General features: G+C 60.4%; 26 protein-coding genes and 2 tRNA genes. 12 read left to right on the forward strand and 16 right to left on the reverse strand.

Annotated elements, in window-relative coordinates; genetic code table 11:
• Positions 1-138: 138 nt before the first annotated feature.
• Positions 139-227, reverse strand: a tRNA-Pro gene (locus NGM28_RS18295).
• Positions 228-360: 133 nt separating this feature from the next.
• The gene (locus tag NGM28_RS18300; RefSeq protein ID WP_252091048.1) at positions 361-1,737 is read right to left on the reverse strand and encodes an SGNH/GDSL hydrolase family protein; all 1,377 of its coding nucleotides are present in this window, start codon (positions 1,735-1,737) and stop codon (positions 361-363) included.
• Between the two features lie 330 nt (positions 1,738-2,067).
• Here NGM28_RS18300 and NGM28_RS18305 point away from each other — a divergent pair, with 330 nt between their 5' ends.
• Positions 2,068-2,256: a hypothetical protein gene (locus NGM28_RS18305; RefSeq protein ID WP_252091049.1), complete on the forward strand. Its 189-nt coding sequence runs from the start codon at positions 2,068-2,070 to the stop codon at positions 2,254-2,256.
• Here NGM28_RS18305 and NGM28_RS18310 read toward each other — a convergent pair.
• Positions 2,253-2,909 carry a hypothetical protein gene (locus NGM28_RS18310; protein WP_252091050.1) on the reverse strand — a complete coding sequence of 219 codons (657 nt, stop codon included), beginning with the start codon at positions 2,907-2,909 and terminating at the stop codon, positions 2,253-2,255. The genes NGM28_RS18305 and NGM28_RS18310 overlap by 4 nt on opposite strands.
• A gap of 354 nt (positions 2,910-3,263) precedes the next feature.
• On the opposite strand from NGM28_RS18310, the gene NGM28_RS18315 reads away from it, so the two are divergent.
• From NGM28_RS18315 to NGM28_RS18350, 8 genes are read left to right on the forward strand one after another with little or no spacing between them, the layout of a single operon-like run.
• Positions 3,264-3,557: a hypothetical protein gene (locus NGM28_RS18315; RefSeq protein WP_252091051.1), complete on the forward strand. Its 294-nt coding sequence runs from the start codon at positions 3,264-3,266 to the stop codon at positions 3,555-3,557.
• On the forward strand, positions 3,554-3,805 hold the full coding sequence (locus NGM28_RS18320) for a hypothetical protein (RefSeq protein ID WP_240063423.1): 252 nt from the start codon (positions 3,554-3,556) through the stop codon (positions 3,803-3,805). The genes NGM28_RS18315 and NGM28_RS18320 overlap by 4 nt, the downstream gene beginning before the upstream one ends.
• Positions 3,802-4,254, forward strand: coding sequence for an ASCH domain-containing protein (locus tag NGM28_RS18325; RefSeq protein ID WP_252091052.1), 453 nt, complete (start codon positions 3,802-3,804; stop codon positions 4,252-4,254). Before NGM28_RS18320 ends, NGM28_RS18325 begins: the two co-directional genes overlap by 4 nt.
• A 43-nt stretch (positions 4,255-4,297) precedes the next feature.
• Positions 4,298-4,489, forward strand: a complete 192-nt coding sequence (locus NGM28_RS18330; protein ID WP_252091053.1) for a hypothetical protein — start codon at positions 4,298-4,300, stop codon at positions 4,487-4,489.
• A 55-nt stretch (positions 4,490-4,544) separates the two neighbouring features.
• Entirely contained in the window at positions 4,545-4,772 is a 228-nt protein-coding gene (locus tag NGM28_RS18335) for a hypothetical protein (protein WP_252091054.1), read from the forward strand.
• 39 nt (positions 4,773-4,811) lie between these two features.
• Positions 4,812-4,988, forward strand: coding sequence for a hypothetical protein (locus NGM28_RS18340; RefSeq protein ID WP_169740505.1), 177 nt, complete (start codon positions 4,812-4,814; stop codon positions 4,986-4,988).
• A gap of 10 nt (positions 4,989-4,998) precedes the next feature.
• Complete coding sequence (locus NGM28_RS18345) at positions 4,999-5,406, forward strand: hypothetical protein (protein WP_252091055.1); 408 nt, start codon at positions 4,999-5,001, stop codon at positions 5,404-5,406.
• Positions 5,316-6,455: a tyrosine-type recombinase/integrase gene (locus NGM28_RS18350; RefSeq protein ID WP_252091116.1), complete on the forward strand. Its 1,140-nt coding sequence runs from the start codon at positions 5,316-5,318 to the stop codon at positions 6,453-6,455. Before NGM28_RS18345 ends, NGM28_RS18350 begins: the two co-directional genes overlap by 91 nt.
• Positions 6,456-6,537: 82 nt before the next feature.
• Here NGM28_RS18350 and NGM28_RS18355 read toward each other — a convergent pair.
• From NGM28_RS18355 to thrS, 9 genes are all read right to left on the reverse strand, one after another.
• Positions 6,538-6,614, reverse strand: a tRNA-Pro gene (locus NGM28_RS18355).
• Between the two features lie 102 nt (positions 6,615-6,716).
• Positions 6,717-7,073: a MerR family transcriptional regulator gene (locus NGM28_RS18360; protein WP_011533210.1), complete on the reverse strand. Its 357-nt coding sequence runs from the start codon at positions 7,071-7,073 to the stop codon at positions 6,717-6,719.
• Positions 7,054-7,356 (reverse strand): integration host factor subunit alpha, encoded by a 303-nt coding sequence (gene ihfA, locus NGM28_RS18365; protein ID WP_009394049.1) that lies wholly within the window; start codon positions 7,354-7,356, stop codon positions 7,054-7,056. The genes NGM28_RS18360 and ihfA overlap by 20 nt, the downstream gene beginning before the upstream one ends.
• Before the next feature lie 4 nt (positions 7,357-7,360).
• Positions 7,361-9,742 carry a phenylalanine--tRNA ligase subunit beta gene (gene pheT / locus NGM28_RS18370; protein ID WP_252091056.1) on the reverse strand — a complete coding sequence of 794 codons (2,382 nt, stop codon included), beginning with the start codon at positions 9,740-9,742 and terminating at the stop codon, positions 7,361-7,363.
• Positions 9,743-9,773: 31 nt separating this feature from the next.
• On the reverse strand, positions 9,774-10,790 hold the full coding sequence (gene pheS / locus NGM28_RS18375) for a phenylalanine--tRNA ligase subunit alpha (protein WP_240064912.1): 1,017 nt from the start codon (positions 10,788-10,790) through the stop codon (positions 9,774-9,776).
• 111 nt (positions 10,791-10,901) lie between these two features.
• The gene (rplT, locus tag NGM28_RS18380; protein WP_003250671.1) at positions 10,902-11,258 is read right to left on the reverse strand and encodes a 50S ribosomal protein L20; all 357 of its coding nucleotides are present in this window, start codon (positions 11,256-11,258) and stop codon (positions 10,902-10,904) included.
• 27 nt (positions 11,259-11,285) lie between these two features.
• Positions 11,286-11,480 carry a 50S ribosomal protein L35 gene (rpmI, locus tag NGM28_RS18385; RefSeq protein WP_003250667.1) on the reverse strand — a complete coding sequence of 65 codons (195 nt, stop codon included), beginning with the start codon at positions 11,478-11,480 and terminating at the stop codon, positions 11,286-11,288.
• Between the two features lie 63 nt (positions 11,481-11,543).
• The gene (gene infC, locus NGM28_RS18390) at positions 11,544-12,095 is read right to left on the reverse strand and encodes a translation initiation factor IF-3 (protein WP_023629190.1); all 552 of its coding nucleotides are present in this window, start codon (positions 12,093-12,095) and stop codon (positions 11,544-11,546) included.
• Positions 12,095-14,017: a threonine--tRNA ligase gene (thrS, locus tag NGM28_RS18395; protein WP_186600445.1), complete on the reverse strand. Its 1,923-nt coding sequence runs from the start codon at positions 14,015-14,017 to the stop codon at positions 12,095-12,097. Before thrS ends, infC begins: the two co-directional genes overlap by 1 nt.
• 334 nt (positions 14,018-14,351) lie before the next feature.
• On the opposite strand from thrS, the gene NGM28_RS18400 reads away from it, so the two are divergent.
• Entirely contained in the window at positions 14,352-14,654 is a 303-nt protein-coding gene (locus tag NGM28_RS18400) for a hypothetical protein (RefSeq protein WP_252091057.1), read from the forward strand.
• A gap of 161 nt (positions 14,655-14,815) precedes the next feature.
• Positions 14,816-15,028 carry a cold-shock protein gene (locus NGM28_RS18405; RefSeq protein WP_011533204.1) on the forward strand — a complete coding sequence of 71 codons (213 nt, stop codon included), beginning with the start codon at positions 14,816-14,818 and terminating at the stop codon, positions 15,026-15,028.
• Positions 15,029-15,217: 189 nt separating this feature from the next.
• Here NGM28_RS18405 and NGM28_RS18410 read toward each other — a convergent pair whose 3' ends face one another.
• Entirely contained in the window at positions 15,218-15,538 is a 321-nt protein-coding gene (locus tag NGM28_RS18410) for an I78 family peptidase inhibitor (protein ID WP_240064914.1), read from the reverse strand.
• 288 nt (positions 15,539-15,826) lie between these two features.
• On the opposite strand from NGM28_RS18410, the gene NGM28_RS18415 reads away from it, so the two are divergent.
• Positions 15,827-16,039, forward strand: coding sequence for a hypothetical protein (locus NGM28_RS18415; protein ID WP_213660461.1), 213 nt, complete (start codon positions 15,827-15,829; stop codon positions 16,037-16,039).
• On the opposite strand, the gene NGM28_RS18420 is transcribed toward NGM28_RS18415, so the two are convergent.
• The 3 genes from NGM28_RS18420 to rbsK form a co-directional block, all read right to left on the reverse strand.
• Positions 16,011-17,021: a nucleoside hydrolase gene (locus NGM28_RS18420; RefSeq protein WP_240064915.1), complete on the reverse strand. Its 1,011-nt coding sequence runs from the start codon at positions 17,019-17,021 to the stop codon at positions 16,011-16,013. The genes NGM28_RS18415 and NGM28_RS18420 overlap by 29 nt on opposite strands.
• A gap of 146 nt (positions 17,022-17,167) precedes the next feature.
• Complete coding sequence (rbsD, locus tag NGM28_RS18425; RefSeq protein ID WP_252091058.1) at positions 17,168-17,572, reverse strand: D-ribose pyranase; 405 nt, start codon at positions 17,570-17,572, stop codon at positions 17,168-17,170.
• Positions 17,569-18,477: a ribokinase gene (gene rbsK / locus NGM28_RS18430; RefSeq protein ID WP_252091059.1), complete on the reverse strand. Its 909-nt coding sequence runs from the start codon at positions 18,475-18,477 to the stop codon at positions 17,569-17,571. Before rbsK ends, rbsD begins: the two co-directional genes overlap by 4 nt.
• Between the last annotated feature and the right edge of the window lies 1 nt (position 18,478).

An 18,478-nucleotide genomic window follows, 5' to 3' on the forward strand; every position in this document is an offset into this window, starting at 1 on the left:
TCGATGTACTAAGCAGCCCGCGAAATCTAATCAACATCTCGGCAGGCAAAAAGTGAAGTAAAATTTCTATAAGAGGAAAAATGCGAAGGCATAAAAAAATCCAGTCACCGCTAAGTGACTGGATTCTTTGGAGTATTTTGGTCGGGACGGAGTGATTCGAACACTCGACCCCTTGCACCCCATGCATGCCAAGCCACCGTAAAGGCATGATACCACAGGATTTTCCGCCAGGCGCTCGCTGCAACGAAGGCCAACGAGGGCGGACAGATCCGAGCAAAGTCACTTCGAAAGTCACTGGCTCAAGCCAGCCCGCCTTCGGCGTTCTGCCGACCCCGTCAGCCGTCCTTGCTGGCGTCCATTTCAATCCGTTTCACGCTCAGATCGCTTTACCGGCAACAATGGACTGCGCAGAAAACTAACAGATGGGACATACAGCGTATTCAGCGCATAGCTGCGAGACTTCAGCAGCTGGTTGCCGCCAGTGCCTGGAGCTATGGCTCCGACAGTGGCATTGAACAGGATTGGCTTGGCGCCGATAGACTGGATGTAATTGACCAGGTATGTGATCTGAGCCTGGAATAGCAAGCCGGTGGTGTTGTGGTAGTAGTCGTTGGTACCAACCATAATCCACACATAGTCCGGCTTCTCGCCCGGCACATCATTGAAGAAGCGCGCCACCAGCTGGTCACTTCGATTGCCAACGATACCCTTGCTGACAACAGTTGCCTTGTTCAATCGCTTGATCAGGTGGTAGTGAAGATCCCCGCCGGAGGCAAACCAGCTATCTCCGAACAGGACGTGCTTGCCGCGGTTGATGTCTTCAGCCTGCGACAGCGCATGGTAGTGAGTGATGGAGCCAGGGTAGAACACCGATTCACTCGAGGACGGCACCGTCACCTTAACGCGAATCTTGCTTCCGGCCGTGATCGTGTACGGGATATCAACTGATGCGATTGTGTCATCGCGGGTAACTTGGGTTCGTGCCGCTTCGATGATCTCACCACTTGGGCGAATCTCAGTGACAACAATGTCGAGGGTTGCGGCTTGCTTGCCGGCCTGCTTGCCCGGGTTGATCACTACGTTCGTGACCATGTTTTCGTAGAGTGAGACGACAGGCTTTGATGCAACCCCGGCCCCAGCATTGCCGGAATGCACCGCGATACCAACCCCATCCTCAGGCTGTCCACCAACATCCCCGTAGCCGGCCGCTGGTTGCGGGACAGACCGTGCGCCGTTGATCACTTCCCAGCCGGACGCTGACTTGTACTGCGCCGCGCGACGAAGCATTGGGCGCTCTGCCAACTGGCGCAGCGCGTCATCAGCAACGCAGACGAACCCGAAGTGGTTGGCGTGAGCATCATTGCCATAGAAGTTGTAGAACTTCGCCCCTGCCGGCATTGCCCGTGGCAGCGGCCTGTCGATGACTACCTGGTCTGGCTTCACGTCCTTGATGACAACCGGGTAGAGCGTGTCATCGTCACCCTGGTAGCAAGCAAGCTGACCACGACTGAAACCGGCAGTGGATGCGAGGTTGATGGTGAAGTCCCCGAGCTTTGATTCGCTCGTTGAAACAGCCTCAATTGCGCCGCCTGGCTCATTCGTGTACCAACCCACGCCAGCCAACGTGCCGAAATGAAGATCAACTAATGCAGGGTTCAGGTCGTTGTGTTTGATAGGCTCAGCGACAGCTGATGCAGAGATCAAGACCGCAGTGAACAGGGAAAACAGAAATCGCATGCGGAACTATCCGTCCATGAATCGTCCCGCATTATCACACAAGAGACTGTTGCCAACACAAGTCGGCTACAACCCACGTTGTGATAGGCGAGCCTGTTCCATTGACTGCGCTAAGCGTCATGTACCGCAGAGCGGTATCTGCCCTGGCGGCGATGAAGTCCTTGGTCGGGGAAGTCCCGCCGAAATCACTCGGGTCTACCGCGCCGGCGCCATCTGGGGTTGACGAGAACTGCACTCGCAGTGTCAATCCGGTAACCGCTTGTGTCAGGAAGCGCACGAAGCCAGGCAGCCTGGTCTGCCCAGGGCTCACGGCAAGCAGAACAGTCGCCTGTGGAGTTCGAGGCGCTGTGCGCCATCCAGGACGACCTGGGTGAAGGTTCCTACCTGTTCCGGAACCGCACCACCAATGTCCGTTTTTCACTTCGCGAACTGGGCGATGGTCCGGTGCGGCGCAATGAGAAGATCCCTTCCTGCTCGTTCTTCTGCGAAATGGCAGAATCCGAGATAAGCCTTGCTTAATAGTGCCTATAAATTTGACGATCCGCTGCCACCAATTCCAGTGCCCGGTATCGCATGCTTTCGATTACGCTAGAAACATATTGAGGAAACACGTCACGCAAGATACCGTCTCTCACATCTAGGTGTTCATGAGTAGCACTTAGCTCCCTCACGCCACCATGAACGAGAGCATTACGCACAACCCGAACATTCTTATCAAGAAAATCGATAAGCGATTTATTGAAGTGCTTACCATCTGCAGACTCAATTCTCTCAATATATTTGAAAAACAGCGATCCACCGCCCTTGAACTTCACCCACGGAGTTCCTTTAATGCTATATAACTCAGTTGCTATTGCGTCTAGATTTTTTTCAAGCATAGACCAGAGCATTATCACTTGAGACTCAATGACGTATATTGGAAACTCCTCCTTGAACACCCCATCTAAATCGTATTCAGAGCCAGAAATTCCAGATATGTGAAGCTCATCTCGCTCATCATCATAATTGAACCCATGAGCCTCGCGCGAAGCTTGGTCAAAGCTATCACAGAAAGACCGAGACTGCTCATTTTGCTGATCAATAAACGCAGCCATAAATTTAACGGCGTCAAGCAAAGAATATCTCACCGATGTTTCATGGGTCCCTGGATTAACATTAAATACAAATTCCACGAACTCTCTCCGTCAGCATAGCTACATATACCGATTTTACACTCATAAGGTATCCCCATGCCCACAGAAAACCGATCCAGCGCAGAGCAGAACGCAAAGCAGGCCTTCCGTGACTACTGCGACCGCTGCGCCGAGATAGTGGCGACCTGGCCGGTGTGGAAGCGTGAAGCGATCAAGTCACCTCCCGTGCCTGCTGTTGTGTGCAGGCCTGGCATCAATTGCGGCAAGTGCTTCGGGTGCGCCAGCAGAGCGCGAGGCAAGCAGCCATGACCGAAAGAGCACATTTGTACTCCACCCAGCTGTAACCCCTCTCCCCTCTATTCACTGCCGCGATATTGCGGCCAAGGAACCTGCATGCCTGCAAAACAGTATCCGCTGGACGTGCAAAGCGTCGGCAGCGACATGTACATCGCGATGAGCAAAGGCCACCACGATCTTGAGGAGTTCATGAAGGCGGCGGTTGCCGAGCATCCTGGCTGGTCGCTTGGAGGGCCAGCGCATGTCTGGGTAAAGACCACGCCAGGTAACGGTACTTACGACTGTATGTACAACATCGTCCAGCAGGGCGTTCGTGGAGCATGGCCGGCGACCTACTGCTGGGAGTTCGGCGAGGACTACAAGCGCTACAACGCCGAGGTGCAGCCATGACCCGCCTCGCCCTCTGCCTCCTGCTGCTGGCCACCGGCGCCAGCGCAACCGAGAACGTCATCGATGTGCAGCACGACAGCCAGCGCGGCGTCACCTGCTACCTGCTCAACGGCGTCGGCATCAGCTGCATCCCCGACAGCCAGCTCAGCGCAGGCAACGAGCGCCAGCTCTCCCCGCACGAACAGCAAAACGGACCAACACCTGCAGGTGCGCCTGCGCCATGGAATGAAGAGAGGTATTCGCTGTGAAGGCGCTTTCAATTCGCCAGCCATGGGCCTGGCTGATCATCAGCGGCGGGAAGGACATAGAGAATCGAACCTGGCACACGAAATTCCGAGGCCGTTTCTTGGTGCACGCCGCCGCAGGCATGACCCGGCGTGAGTTTCTCTCGGCGTTTGATTTCATGGCGCACAGAGGGATCAAGCCGCCATTCCCGGTGCCGCCTGACAACCTGTTGCGAGGCGGGCTCATCGGCTCAGTTGAGCTTGTCGACAGCGTCGATCACAGCGAATCTCCCTGGTACATGGGCGAGAAAGGGTTCGTGCTGCGCGATCCGCAACCGCTGCCGTTCCTACCGATGAAGGGGCGCCTGGGGTTCTTTGACGTGCCTGAGGGTGCGCTGTGCACCTGCCCGAGCGGCGACGGCTCACTGCGCTGGCCGTGCCCGGCTCATCCGCCGAAGGAGGAACGCAAATGATCGCCCTCGCCTACATGGCCTACCTGATCTATCGGGCGCCGCGATGATCCCGCATACAGGCTGGCTGCGGCGCCAGCTTGAGTCGGCGCTGATCCTGCTGGCCGCCTGGATCCTTGGCGGCCGCAACGTCACCAGATGCGGGGTCGTCTCGCGTCGAGACAACAACGAAATGTTCGAGATGGACGGCGACTTACGCGCCATCGCCCGCCGTATCCGCAAACAGTACAGAGAGTAACCCCTCCCCAACTACTCAAGCCCGCCGACATGCGCGGGCATGGAGAGCTATTGCCATGCCAATCATCACCGTGACCACTACAGTCGTCACCCGCTTCGATGTGCCCGAAGGGCTGAGCATCGATCTTGTACGGCACCAAGCGCTTCCTGACCTCAGCGAGGATGAGGTGGGAACTGACGCAGTTTTGGTCCTGCAAGACACCGCCATGAACATGGTGTACCTGGGCTCAGCAGAAGCTCGATCACAGTCAGTTGGGCATTCCATCGCCGAAGGCGAGGCCTGACCACCAACCTGCCGCCACCGGCGGCGTGGAGACCATCCTGTGAACCTGATCGACTGCTACGTCACGAAGATCCTCGGCGAGCCGTACCGCAAGTTCGGCGCCTGGTGGGTCGATGTCGAGTACAACGCCTACGGCAAAACCAGCAAGACCCAGCTGATGGCCAGGACCGAAGAAGGTGCACGGCGCTTTCAGGTCGGGCACCACTTCTTGGCCTGAGGAGGACCAAATGGCAAACGCCACAGCTGCAGCGCAGCCAGGCCTGCTGCCGAGAATCATCCGGGCCGGCGAGGCGCCTGGATATCTCGGCATGTGCAAGGACGAATTCAAGAACACCGTGAGGCCATACGTCCGCGAGTTCCCAATAGGGAAGCAGGGCATCGGCTTTGAACGGCTCGAGCTGGACGCCTGGGTCGACGCCTATATCGAGGCCATGGCCGTTGAAAAGGCGAGCAATCAGGACAACAATCGGCCCCGCAGCGAGCGCTTGGCCGTGACCTACAAGGAGAACCCATGGCCAAAAAGGCAATCACAGGCCTCCAGAAAATGCCCAGCGGCATCTGGAAAATCGACAGAGGGGAGCGAATTCAAGAGAGCACTGGCACTTGTGACCGGGAAGAAGCGGAGCAGTACCTGATCCACCTGCTGGAGAAAATGCGCCAGCGAAAGGTGTATGGCGTTCGCGAGATCAAGACCTTCGACCAGGCCGCGGCGCGTTACCTGGTCGAGCACAAGGACCAGCCATCGATCAGACTAACTGCGCTGTACCTGGACCAGGTCATGCCCTACCTGGGCAGCCTGCCACTGACGCACATCGACGATGCCGCTTTGGCACCGTACATCCGTGATCGCAAGGCCGGGGCTGTGTTGCCGGATGGGAAAGTGAAGGAAGGCGTCAGCAACAGGACCATCAACATCGCGATCGAGCGCGTGATCAGGGTCCTGTCGTTGGCGTGCAGGAAGTGGCGGGATGAGGAGCGCCGACCGTGGCTCGACAGCGTTCCACTGCTGACCAAGCTCGAGGAAAAGAAGGCGAGCCGCAAGCCATACCCCATGTCATGGGAGGAGCAGTCGGCTCTCTTCGCTGAGTTGCCCGACCACCTGCAGCGCATGGCCCTGTTCAAGGTGAACACCGGCTGTCGCGAGCAGGAGGTCTGCAAGTTGAGGTGGGACTGGGAGATATTCGTGCCCGAGCTCGACACCAGCGTGTTCCTGATCCCGGCCGAGTTCGGCGGCCGGCATGAGAATTCCGGAGTGAAGAACAGGGACGAGCGCCTGGTTGTGCTGAACAGCGTGGCGTGGTCAATCATCGAGAAACAGCGCGGGATCAGCAGGGAATGGGTGTTCCCCTACAATGGCACCGCGATGCATCGGATGAATGATTCGGCGTGGAAAAAGGCGCGAGTGCGCGCGGCCAAGCACTGGCAGGAGCAGCATTTGAGGCCGGCGCACCCAGGGTTCGCTTCAATACGCATCCACGACCTGAAGCATACCTTCGGCAGGCGCCTTAAAGCAGCAGGTGTAACAGAGGAAGATCGGAAGTCGCTGCTTGGCCACAAGAACGGAAGCGTGACCAGCCACTACTCGGGTGCCGAGCTCGGGCAGTTGATCGAAGCGGCAAACAAGGTATCGGCAACCGACTCGCGCGGACCGGTTCTGACAATTTTGAAGAGGCGGATCGGGTAAGAAATTGGGCGAAGTCACTCGAAAAGTCACTAGCCCCAGAAATAACAAAGCCACCATAAGGTGGCTAAGTCATTGAGGTATATGGTCGGGACGGAGTGATTCGAACACTCGACCCCTTGCACCCCATGCAAGTGCGCTACCGGGCTGCGCTACGCCCCGACAAGGCGGTTCTCAATGTTGCCGAGAACGAGAAGAAATGTACCCTAACCTTTTGATTAATGGAAGCTTTTTTTCAAAAAACTTTCCACTCATCGGCTTTGGTCACTTCTTGAGCACCACCAACACATCCTCCAACTCCGCAATCATCTGCCGAATCAGCTGCTTGTATTGGCTGGACTCATCCTTGACCTCATCACTGGAGAGCCTTAACCGCGCCCCGCCAATGGTAAAGCCCTGGTCATACAGCAAAGCGCGGATCTGGCGGATCATCAGCACGTCTTGCCGCTGATAATACCGCCGATTCCCACGGCGCTTCACCGGGTTGAGCTGCGGAAATTCCTGCTCCCAGTAGCGCAGCACGTGCGGTTTTACCGCACAGAGCTCGCTGACTTCACCGATGGTGAAGTAGCGTTTGCCCGGGATGGGGGGCAGCTCGTCGTTATGGCTTGGTTCCAGCATAGGCCTCTACCCGGGCTTTCAGCTTCTGCCCTGGACGAAAGGTGACGACGCGGCGCGCGGTGATCGGGATCTCTTCCCCTGTTTTAGGGTTGCGGCCCGGCCGCTGGCGTTTGTCGCGAAGGTCGAAGTTGCCGAAACCGGACAACTTGACCTGCTCGTTGTCTTCAAGCGCGTGCCGAATTTCTTCGAAAAACAGCTCGACCAGCTCCTTGGCCTCACGCTTGTTAAGCCCCAGCTCCTCGTACAGCCTTTCGGCCATCTCAGCTTTCGTCAGAGCACCCATGCCGTTATTTCCTTAACGTGGTGTTCAACCTTTGTTCAAGCGAGGTGAGGATGGTTTGCAGGGTTTCATTCACCTCATCGTCGTTAAGAGTGCGCGATGGATGTTGCCAGGTCAAGCCGACGGCCAGGCTTTTTCTATCAGGATCAATGCCTTTACCCTGGTAGACGTCAAACAGCCTGAGGTCTGTGAGCCATTCGCCTGCATTGTCACGAATTACTTCAAGCACCGAGCTAGAAGCCACATCACGACCTGCGATCAAGGCCAGGTCACGGCGGGTTTCCGGGAACTTGGACAGCTCGCTGAACTTCGGCAGGCGGCCTTCGACTACATCACCGAGCACCAGCTCGAAGACGAACACCGGGCGGTCGAGGCCGAGGGTCTTGGCCAGCTCCGGGTGGATGGCGCCAAGGTAGCCGACTTCCTTGCCGTCGCGCTCGATGCGGGCGGTCTGGCCGGGGTGCAGGGCTGGGTGCTTGCCGGCGACGAAGCTGAAGTCGCTCAGGGCACCGGAGTAGCCCAGCAGGGCTTCCACGTCGGCTTTGACGTCAAAGAAGTCGATGCCGTCGCGACCGTTCGCCCAGCCTTCAGGCTGGCGGCTGCCGGTGACGACGCCGGCGATCATCGGCTGCTGCTTGAGGTCACCGAGTTGGCCGACAAAGCGCAGGCCGCTTTCGAACAGGCGCACGCGGTCTTGCTGGCGGTTGAGGTTGTGCTGCATCGCCTTGACCAGGCCCGGCCACAGCGAGGCGCGCATGGCGGCCATGTCGCTGGAGATGGGGTTGGCCAGCAGCAGCGGCTCGACGCCTGGGGTGAACAGCTCGAACAGTTTCGGGTCGATGAAGCTGTAGGTGATGGCTTCCTGGTAGCCGCGGGCGACCAGCAGGCGACGCAGGTTCGGCAGCTCGCCGCGGGTTTCCGGGCGGGCTTGCGGGGCCAGGCGGGCCTGCGGGTAGCGCACCGGCAGGTTGTTGTAGCCGTATAGGCGGGCCAGCTCTTCGATCAGGTCGACTTCCAGGCTGACGTCGAAGCGGTGGCTTGGGACGGTGACCGTCCACTGCCCTGCCCCATTGGCGCTGGTCTTCAGCTCCAGGGCGTTGAGCAGTTGCTCGACCTGGGCGGCGTCCATTTCCATGCCGAGCATCTGGGTGATGCGTTCGGCGCGCAGGGTAATCGGGGCGATGTTCGGCAGGTGCTGCTCGCTCACGGTCTCGACTACGGGGCCTGCTTCGCCGCCGACGATCTCCAGCACCAGGGCGGTGGCGCGCTCCATGGCTTCACGGGCCAGTTGCGAGTCCACGCCGCGCTCGTAGCGGTGCGAGGCGTCGGTGTGCAGGCCGTAGGAACGGGCCTTGCCGGCGACGGAGATCGGCTCGAAGAAGGCGCTTTCGAGGAACAGGTCGCGGGTCTTCTCGGTGTTGACGCCGCTGTGCTCGCCACCCATCACGCCGGCAATGGCCAGGGCGCGGGTGTGGTCGGCGATCACCAGGGTGTCGGCGCGCAGGGCGACTTCCTGGCCATCCAGCAGGACCAGCTTCTCGCCCTCCTCGGCCATGCGTACGCGAATGCCGCCGTTGATTTCGGCGAGGTCGAAGGCGTGCATCGGCTGGCCGAGCTCGAGCATCACGTAGTTGGTGATGTCGACGGCGGCGTCGATGCTGCGCACGTCGCTGCGGCGCAGGCGCTCGACCATCCACAGCGGGGTCGGCTTGCTCAGGTCGACGTTACGGATCACGCGGCCCAGGTAGCGTGGGCAGGCGGCCGGGGCGCTGACTTCGACCGGGCGCACTTCGTCGTGGGCGGCCGGTATGGCTGGCACAACTGGGCGGGTGACCGGCACGTCGTACAGGGCGCTGACGTCACGGGCCAGGCCGGCCAGGGACAGGCAGTCGCCGCGGTTCGGGGTCAGGCCGATCTCGATGCTGGCGTCGTCCAGGTTCAGGTACTGACGGATGTCCTGGCCCACCGGGGCGTCGGCAGCCAGTTCCAGCAAGCCGTCGTTCTCTTCGGTGATCTGCAGTTCAGCCGCCGAGCAGAGCATGCCGAACGACTCAACGCCGCGCAGCTTGGCCTTCTTGATCTTGAAGTCGCCGGGCAGTTCGGCGCCGATCATGGCGAACGGGATCTTGATGCCTGGGCGGGCATTCGGGGCGCCGCAGACCACCTGGAAGGTTTCTGCGCCGTTGCTCACCTGGCACACGCGCAGCTTGTCGGCGTCCGGGTGTTGTTCGGTGGTGAGGATCTCGCCCACCACGATGCCGCTGAACTGGCCGGCAGCGGGGGTCACGCTGTCGACTTCGAGGCCGGCCATGGACAGGCGGGCGACCAGTTCGTCACGGGAGACTTGCGGGTTTACCCAACCGCGCAGCCACTGTTCACTGAATTTCATGCTGTTCTCCTGAAAGTTGCGTCGATTGGGCCTAGCGGAATTGAGCCAAGAACCGCAGGTCGTTGTCGAAGAACAGACGCAAATCGTTGACGCCATAGCGCAGCATGGCCAGGCGCTCGGCACCCATGCCGAAGGCGAAGCCCTGGAATTCTTCCGGGTCGATGCCGGACATGCGCAGCACGTTCGGGTGGACCATGCCGCAGCCCATCACTTCCAGCCAGCCGGTCTGCTTACAGACGCGGCAGCCGTTGCCGGAACACATCACGCACTGGATGTCGACTTCGGCGCTCGGCTCGGTGAAGGGGAAGAACGACGGGCGGAAACGCACAGCCAGTTCTTTCTCGAAGAACACCCGCAGGAACTCTTCGATGGTGCCCTTGAGGTCGGCGAAGTTGATGCCGCGGTCGATCAGCAGGCCTTCGACCTGGTGGAACATCGGCGAGTGGGTGATATCCGAGTCGCAACGGTACACACGGCCTGGGCAGACGATGCGGATCGGGGGTTGCGAGGATTCCATGGTGCGGACCTGTACCGGCGAGGTGTGGGTGCGCAGCAGCATGTTGGCGTTGAAATAGAAGGTATCGTGCATCGCCCGGGCCGGGTGGTGGCCGGGGATGTTGAGCGCTTCGAAGTTGTGGTAGTCGTCTTCGACCTCAGGGCCTTCGGCGATGCCGTAGCCGATATGGGTGAAGAACTGCTCGATGCGCTCGAGGGTACGGGTGATCGGGTGCAGCCCGCCGGTGGTCTGGCCACGGCCTGGTAGAGTCACGTCGATGCATTCGGCGGCCAGGCGAGCGTTGAGCTCAGCCTCTTCAAAACCGGCCTTGCGTGCGTTGAGCACGTCAGTGACGCGTTCCTTGGCGTCGTTGATCAGCGCGCCAACCTTGGGGCGCTCTTCGGCTGGCAGGTTGCCCAGGGTCTTCATCACCTGGGTCAGCTCGCCTTTCTTGCCGAGGAATTGAACCCGGATCTGTTCCAGGGTAGTGATGTCTTCAGCGCGTTCCACGGCCTCGAGGGCTTGGGCGACCAGCGCGTCCAGGTTTTCCATGTACAGACTCCAGATACGAAAATAGGGGAAGAGCTTTTGAAGGCTCTTCCCCTATCCGATGACGTTTTACACCCGACGGCGCAGGCGCCGCCGGATGATTGTCGTGGGTACTTAAGCCAGTACGGCTTTAGCCTTCTCGACAATCGCAGCAAACGCCGCTTTTTCGTTCACTGCCAGATCGGCCAGAACCTTACGGTCGATTTCGATCGACGCCTTTTTCAGGCCAGCAATCAGACGGCTGTACGACAGACCGTTGGTGCGGGCACCGGCGTTGATACGAGCGATCCACAGTGCGCGGAACTGACGCTTCTTCTGGCGACGGTCGCGGTAGGCGTATTGGCCTGCCTTGATGACCGCTTGCTTGGCAACGCGGAATACGCGCGAGCGTGCACCGTAGTAGCCTTTAGCCAGTTTCAGAATTTTTTTGTGACGCTTACGAGCGATAACGCCGCGCTTAACACGAGCCATGAGTAACTTCCTCTATCTTAACCAGAATTAACGAACGCGCAGCATGCGCTCGACTTTTGCCACGTCAGACGGGTGCAGCAGGCTGGCACCGCGCAGTTGACGCTTACGCTTGGTCGACATTTTGGTCAGGATGTGGCTCTTGAAAGCGTGCTTGTGCTTGAAGCCGGAAGCCGTCTTCAGGAAGCGCTTCGCAGCACCGCTCTTGGTTTTCATTTTTGGCATGTTGGAACTCCGCATTCGAATAAAAATTACACAATAATCATCAGGCCTGCCGTGCCCGGGAGATTACTTCTTCTTTTTGGGGGCGATGACCATCATAAGCTGGCGTCCTTCCATCTTCGGATGCTGCTCAACGGTGCCGTATTCCACGAGGTCGGCTTCGACCCGCTTCAACAGCTCCATGCCCAGCTCCTGGTGGGCCATCTCACGGCCGCGGAATCTCAGAGAGATCTTGGCCTTGTCCCCATCACTAAGGAAACGTACCAGGTTGCGTAGTTTTACCTGGTAATCCCCTTCTTCCGTCCCTGGACGAAACTTGATTTCTTTGATCTGGATCTGCTTCTGGTTCTTCTTGGCTTCGTTGGCCTGCTTCTTCTTCTCGAAGAGGTGCTTGCCGTAGTCCATCACCTTGCAGACGGGCGGTTGCGCGTCTGCAGAGATTTCCACCAGATCCAGCTTCGCTTCATCAGCGATACGCAGCGCTTCATCAATCGAGACGATGCCAATCTGCTCGCCGTCAGCACCAATTAACCGAACCTCGCGTGCCGAGATATTCTCGTTGATCGGGGCTTTCGGTGCAGTTCGTTTATCGTTTCTCATTTCACGCTTAATAGTCATTACTCCGATTCTTGGCGACCACGCCGGGAAACCGCTTGCGACAGCAGCTCAGCGAACTGCGCGACGGGCATCGAGCCCAGGTCAGCGCCTTCGCGGGTGCGCACAGCGACGGTTTGCGTTTCGACTTCGCGATCCCCTATAACCAAAAGGTAAGGGACCCGCAGCAACGTATGCTCGCGGATTTTAAAGCCGATCTTCTCATTTCTCAAGTCCGACTTGGCACGGAATCCGCTACCGTTCAGGGCTTTTTCTACCTCGAGGGCGAAATCGGCCTGCTTGTCGGTGATGTTCATGATCACGGCTTGGGTCGGGGCGAGCCAGGCCGGGAACACGCCGGCGTAGTGCTCGATCAGCATGCCGATGAAGCGTTCGAACGAGCCGAGGATGGCGCGGTGCAGCATCACCGGGCGCACGCGGCTGTTGTCTTCGGCAATGTAGCTGGCGTCCAGGCGCTCCGGCAGGTTCGGGTCGTACTGCAGGGTGCCGCACTGCCAGTTACGGCCGAGGCAGTCGCGCAGGGTGAACTCGATCTTCGGGCCGTAGAACGCGCCCTCGCCCGGCTGGTATTCCCACTCCAGGCCCGATTCGTTCAGGGCGTCGGCCAGGGCGCCTTCGGCGCGGTCCCACAGCTCTTCGGAGCCCACGCGCTTGGCTGGGCGGGTCGAGAGTTTCATGGCGACGTCGGTGAAGCCGAAGTCCTTGTACACGTCCAGGGTCAGCTTGATGAAGTCGGCGGCTTCTTTCTTCACCTGGTCTTCGGTGCAGAAGATGTGCGCGTCGTCTTGTACAAAGCCACGCACGCGCATGATGCCGTGCAGGGCGCCGGACGGCTCGTTACGGTGGCAGGCACCGAACTCGGCCAGGCGCAGCGGCAGGTCGCGGTAGGATTTCAGGCCCTGGTTGAACACCTGCACGTGGCACGGGCAGTTCATCGGCTTTACCGCGTAGTCGCGGTTTTCCGACGAAGTGGTGAACATGTTCTCGGCGTAATTGGACCAGTGGCCGGAACGCTCCCAGAGGATGCGGTCGACGACCTGCGGGGTCTTGATCTCTTGATAGCCGTTTTCACGCTGGACCTGGCGCATGTACTGCTCGAGCACCTGGTACACGGTCCAGCCGTTGGCGTGCCAGAACACCATGCCAGGGGCTTCTTCCTGCAGGTGGAACAGGTCGAGCTGCTTGCCGATCTTGCGGTGGTCGCGTTTTTCGGCTTCTTCGATGCGCTGGATGTAGGCGGCCAGCTGCTTCTTGTCGGCCCAGGCGGTGCCGTATACGCGTTGCAGCTGCTCGTTCTTGGCATCGCCGCGCCAGTAGGCGCCGCTCAGCTTGGTCAGCTTGAACGCTTTGAGGAAGCGAGTGTTCGGCACGTGCGGGCCACGGCACATGTCGACGTATTCTTCGTGGTAGTACAGGCCCATGGCCTGTTCATCCGGCATGTCCTCGACCAGGCGCAGTTTGTAGTCTTCGCCACGCTGGGTGAACACGTCGATGACTTCGGCGCGCGGGGTCATCTTCTTGACGACGTCGTAGTCCGTGTCGATCAGCTGCTGCATGCGCTTTTCGATCGCGGCGAGGTCGTCCGGGGTGAAGGGACGCTCGTAGGCGATGTCGTAATAGAAGCCTTCGTCGATCACCGGGCCGATCACCATCTTGGCGGTCGGGTACAACTGCTTCACCGCGTGGCCGATCAGGTGGGCGCACGAGTGACGGATGATCTCCAGTCCCTCTTCATCTTTGGGGGTGATGATCTGCAGGGTGGCGTCGTGGTCGATCTTGTCGCAGGCATCGACGAGCTTGCCGTCGACCTTGCCGGCGAGGGTCGCCTTGGCCAGGCCTGCACCGATCGAGGCGGCGACTTCGGCTACGGATACCGGCTGGTCGAACGTGCGTTGACTGCCATCGGGAAGAGTAATAACGGGCATGGCGCCTCCTCTCCTAGTGGTGACCCCTACCAAAGGTCACGTGGGTTGGGATGAGCCAGTACAAGATCCGCCCTGCCTTTCCCGCGGGAAAGCCTGCCTCACAGTGGCAGAGACCTGTTCGGTCTGCCAGGGACGAACCAGAGTGACTGGAAGGTAAACGCTGCAAGCCGCAAGTGGCGAGCTGCAAGCCGAGCATGCTAGCACGCGGGTTGCACCGGGAAGCAGAAATATTTGGAAATTACGGCCTTGGGGTGAACTTGTACGGAAAATTTTCTATCAGACCTTCTGAAGCAACCTACTCTTGATGAGACCTTAACCTAAGGAGTGTCTGGTTATGCGACTTCAGTCCCTTCTGGCTGCCTGTGCCGCAAGTGCCCTGCTGCTGCCTCTGGCCGCCCATGCGGGCAATTTCCCAGCAGGCAAGGAAGCGGCCTACATGACCCAATGCCAGCAAGTGGCCATGGGCCAGGGCCTGGACACGGCAAAGGCGAAGAAGCACTGCGAATGCGGCGCCCAAACCATCAAAAAGAAATTCAACGACAAGGAGATCGAGGACCTCGACAGCCAGGACGGCGTGGATGCCAAGCTGATGCAGAAGGCCCAGGTGGCCGTGCAGGCAGCCTGCAAGCCGAAATAGAGGGGTCGCGGGACGATTCGACGCATCTTTTGCGCCAGATCAACATCCTGCGAAGGTAAAAGGCGCTAGATGCGCAGAAATGGACTATGATGTCGCCGGTGCACCTGTAGCCTCGGCAACATCGCACTTCGATAAAAATCATGTTTCTGGAGATTCACCTCATGTCCAATCGCCAAAACGGCACCGTCAAATGGTTCAATGATGAAAAAGGCTACGGCTTCATCACCCCAGCAGGCGGCGGCGACGACCTGTTCGTACACTTCAAGGCCATCGAATCCGACGGCTTCAAGAGCCTGAAAGAAGGCCAGGCTGTAACCTTCGTTGCCGAGAAAGGCCAGAAGGGCATGCAGGCTGCACAGGTTCGTCCGGAGTAATTCGGATCGCAACAAAAAACCCGCCACTTGTGGCGGGTTTTTTATGGGCGCGTTTCGGGTTTTGCGAAACGGCCCTCCGTCTGTAGGAGCGGCTTCAGCCGCGATGCAGGCGACGCGGTGCGAATGGCACCCGCTGTGCGGGTGATCGCGGCTGAAGCCGCTCCTACAGGGGTAGCGCCTAGCTTCGGGTCAGCCGCAATTGACGCGGGTTACCACGCCCTTTTCGTCGACATTCAGGTTCAGCCGCTCGGAGCGGTATTCCAGGGTGATCACGTCGTGCGGGGTGAGGACGCGCGCCATCTGCGAACCACTGGCCTTGCGGGCCTGGTCCAGCAGTTCCGGCGAGGCTTGCTTGCCGACAGCGAAGCCGGCGCCACTGGCCTCGCAGCGGCCGTCGTTGCCGGCCGGGGCGCTCGGGGCGCTGCTGCCGCCCGAGGAGCCGCCAGTGCTGCAACCTGCCAGGACGGTGGCCAGCAGCAGGGTCGCCAGGGAAGCGCGGGTACGGAACATGAATCCTCCTAGATCGATCTGGGTACTGCCTTATCCGACAGTACCGCGGAATGTTTGTTGCAAAACCGCACGATTCTGCCCGAACTCGCCACATGACGCGAAGGGCAATCGTGACTGGATTTTGCACCAAACCGTAGGTTCGGCCAGATGCGCCGCTTATACCTAAGTCGCAGGCCGCTTGATGCAAAGGCATGATTTACTGCAATAAGTGGAGCGCGACATGCCTCCCCTTCGAACGCCAGGACGCGGTATTCGACCTATCACCCAGGCCACAACGAGAACCGCCCCATGAGCAGCCACAGCATCGATGCCGACATCAAGGTCAAGTGGGACGAAGGCCAGAGCGCCTACAGCCCGGGCACGCCCGAAGAGCTGGTGCTGATCGCCATCGACCTGCTGGTACGCGACCTGGGCGGCGAGGCGGCGCGCAGCTTCATCGAGCAGGTGCTCGAGCACCACGCGCCGCAGGGGGCTATTTCAATCGAGCCAGCCGTGCGCTGAGCAGGTCGAAGAAGCCCTGGGCATCGCCCTCCTTCACCCACATCACATTGGCCGGCTGCTTGAGCACGCCGTACCAGTCGGCGACGGTCTGGCCGAAGGTCGGGCCTTCGCGGCTGTCGACTGCCAGGTGCACCTGACGGCCCTGGAACAGCTCGGGCTTGAGCAGGTAGGCGATGACGCTGGCGTCGTGTACGGGGCCGCCAGGGATACCGTAGGTGTCCATGTCGTACTTGATGTAAGCGTTGAGAATGTCCACCACCAGCTTGCTGGCATGGTTGTTCACCGCGGCCAGCTGCTTTAGGCGCGCGTCGCTGGTGAGCACCTTGTGGGTGACGTCCAGCGGCAGGTAGGTCAGCTTGACGCCGCTGGCCAGCACCACTTCGGCGGCATGGGGGTCGGCGAACAGGTTGAATTCGGCGGCCGGGGTGATATTGCCGCCATTGAAGTGGGCCCCGCCCATCACCACCACTTCCTTGATACCGTTGACGATCTCGGGCTTCTGGATCAGTGCCAGGGCCAGGTTGGTCTGTGGGCCGAGCATCGCGATGGTGATGCTGTGGGGCTCGGCGGCGCTCAGGGTGTCGATCAGGTACTGCACGGCATTGCCCTTGGCCAGGGGCTTTTTCGGTTCGTGGACCTGGACGCCGGTGAGGCCTTCCTCGCCATGCACGTTGGCAGCGTAGATGGGCGTGCGCACCAGTGGGCGCCCTGCCCCGGCGTACACCGGGATCTCTTCGCGACCACCCCATTCACGGGCCAGGCGGGCGTTGCGCGAGGTTTTTTCCAGGCGCACGTTGCCGGCGACGGTGGTAATGGCGCGGATCTTCAGCTCTTCGGGGGACGCCATGGCCAGCAGCAGTGCCACCACGTCGTCGGCGCCGGGGTCGGTGTCGATGATCAGGTCGCGAGGGGCGGCCTGCAGGGCGGTGGCGGCTAGCGCGGACATGAGGACGGCTCCTTGGAGCAGGCGTTTGAGGGACATTCAGCACTCCTTGTTGCTAGGGGATGGATTCAACAGGGGCCGCCTTGCGGCCCTTTCGCGGCACAAGGCCGCTCCTACAGGAACCGCATCGCCCCTGTAGGAGCGGCCTTGTGCCGCGATCGAGGGCGCAGCCCTCGCATTCGATATCAAAAGGTGACGCCGGCCATCAGCGCGATATTGCTGTAGGGCCGGCACTCACCGGTACGAACCACGGCCCGTGCCTGCCGGCACAGCGCCTTGAAATCGGCATGGTTCATCACTTCCCGTTGGCCAATCTCGCCACGGGCATGCATCTGCTCAACCTCGATCAGCCCCAGCGGCGCGGCCTGGAACATTTCCTCGGCCAGCACATGCCGCTCCACCTGCATCTCGCTCAGCACCACGCGCAACACGCTGGCGAAGTCCGGGATGCCAGGGGTCAACGCCAGGTCGATGAGCTCCACGCCGGGCGGCACCGGCAAGCCGGCATCGCCAATCACCAGGATATCGCCATGCCCCAGGCCGGCGATGGCCCGCGACAGGGCGATATTCAACAACGGCGTCTTTTTCATGGCGCCAACTCCTTCAGGTAGGGTATCGACGGCTGCGCGCCGGCACGGGTCACCGACAATGCGGCGGCGCGCTGACCGAAGCCGATGGCCTGCTCTTCCGACAGGCCGCGCGCCAGGCCAGCGGCAAAGCCGCCGACGAAGGTATCGCCCGCCGCCGTGGTATCCACCGGCTGCACGCGAGGGGCCGGGAAATGCCGGCTGCCGGCGGCATCGACCAACAGTGCGCCGTCGGCGCCCAGGGTAACGATCACCTTGCCCGCCCCCAGCTGGCGCAGGCGTTCGCCGGCGCGGCGGGCGCTGTCCTGGTCGCTGACCGGCACACCGGCCAGGGCCTCGGCCTCGCTCTCGTTGGGGATGAGGTAGTCGATATGGGCGAACCACTCCGACGGCAACGGGCCGCTGGCCGGCGCCGGATTGAGGATCACCGTCTTGCCCAGTTCACGGCCGCGGGCCAGAGTCCAGGCCACGGTGGCGCTGGGCACTTCCAGCTGGCAGATGATCACTTCGGCCTGCTGCAGCAGGTTGTCGAAGCGGCGCACCGACTCAGGCCCGAGCAGGCCGTTACCACCGGGGATGATGACGATGGCGTTCTGGCTGGCGGCGTCCACCACGATCAGCGCCACACCGCTGGACACGCCCTCGCACACGCTCACGCCCTGGCAATCGACGCCCTCGGTCTGCAGGGCCTGGCGCAACTGCTGGCCGTAGGCGTCGTCACCGACATTACCGACCATCGCCACGCTGGCGCCCAGCCGGGCCACGGCCACGGCCTGGTTGGCGCCCTTGCCGCCGGGGGCGGTGAAGAAACTCTCGCCGGCCAGGGTCTCGCCTCCCCGGGGCAGGCGCTGGGCGCGGGCCACCAGGTCCATGTTGAGGCTGCCGACCACTACCACCTTGGCATCCATG

Origin of the sequence: Pseudomonas sp. MWU13-3659 (genome assembly GCF_023757525.1) — a bacterium.
GTDB lineage: Bacteria > Pseudomonadota > Gammaproteobacteria > Pseudomonadales > Pseudomonadaceae > Aquipseudomonas > Aquipseudomonas entomophila_E.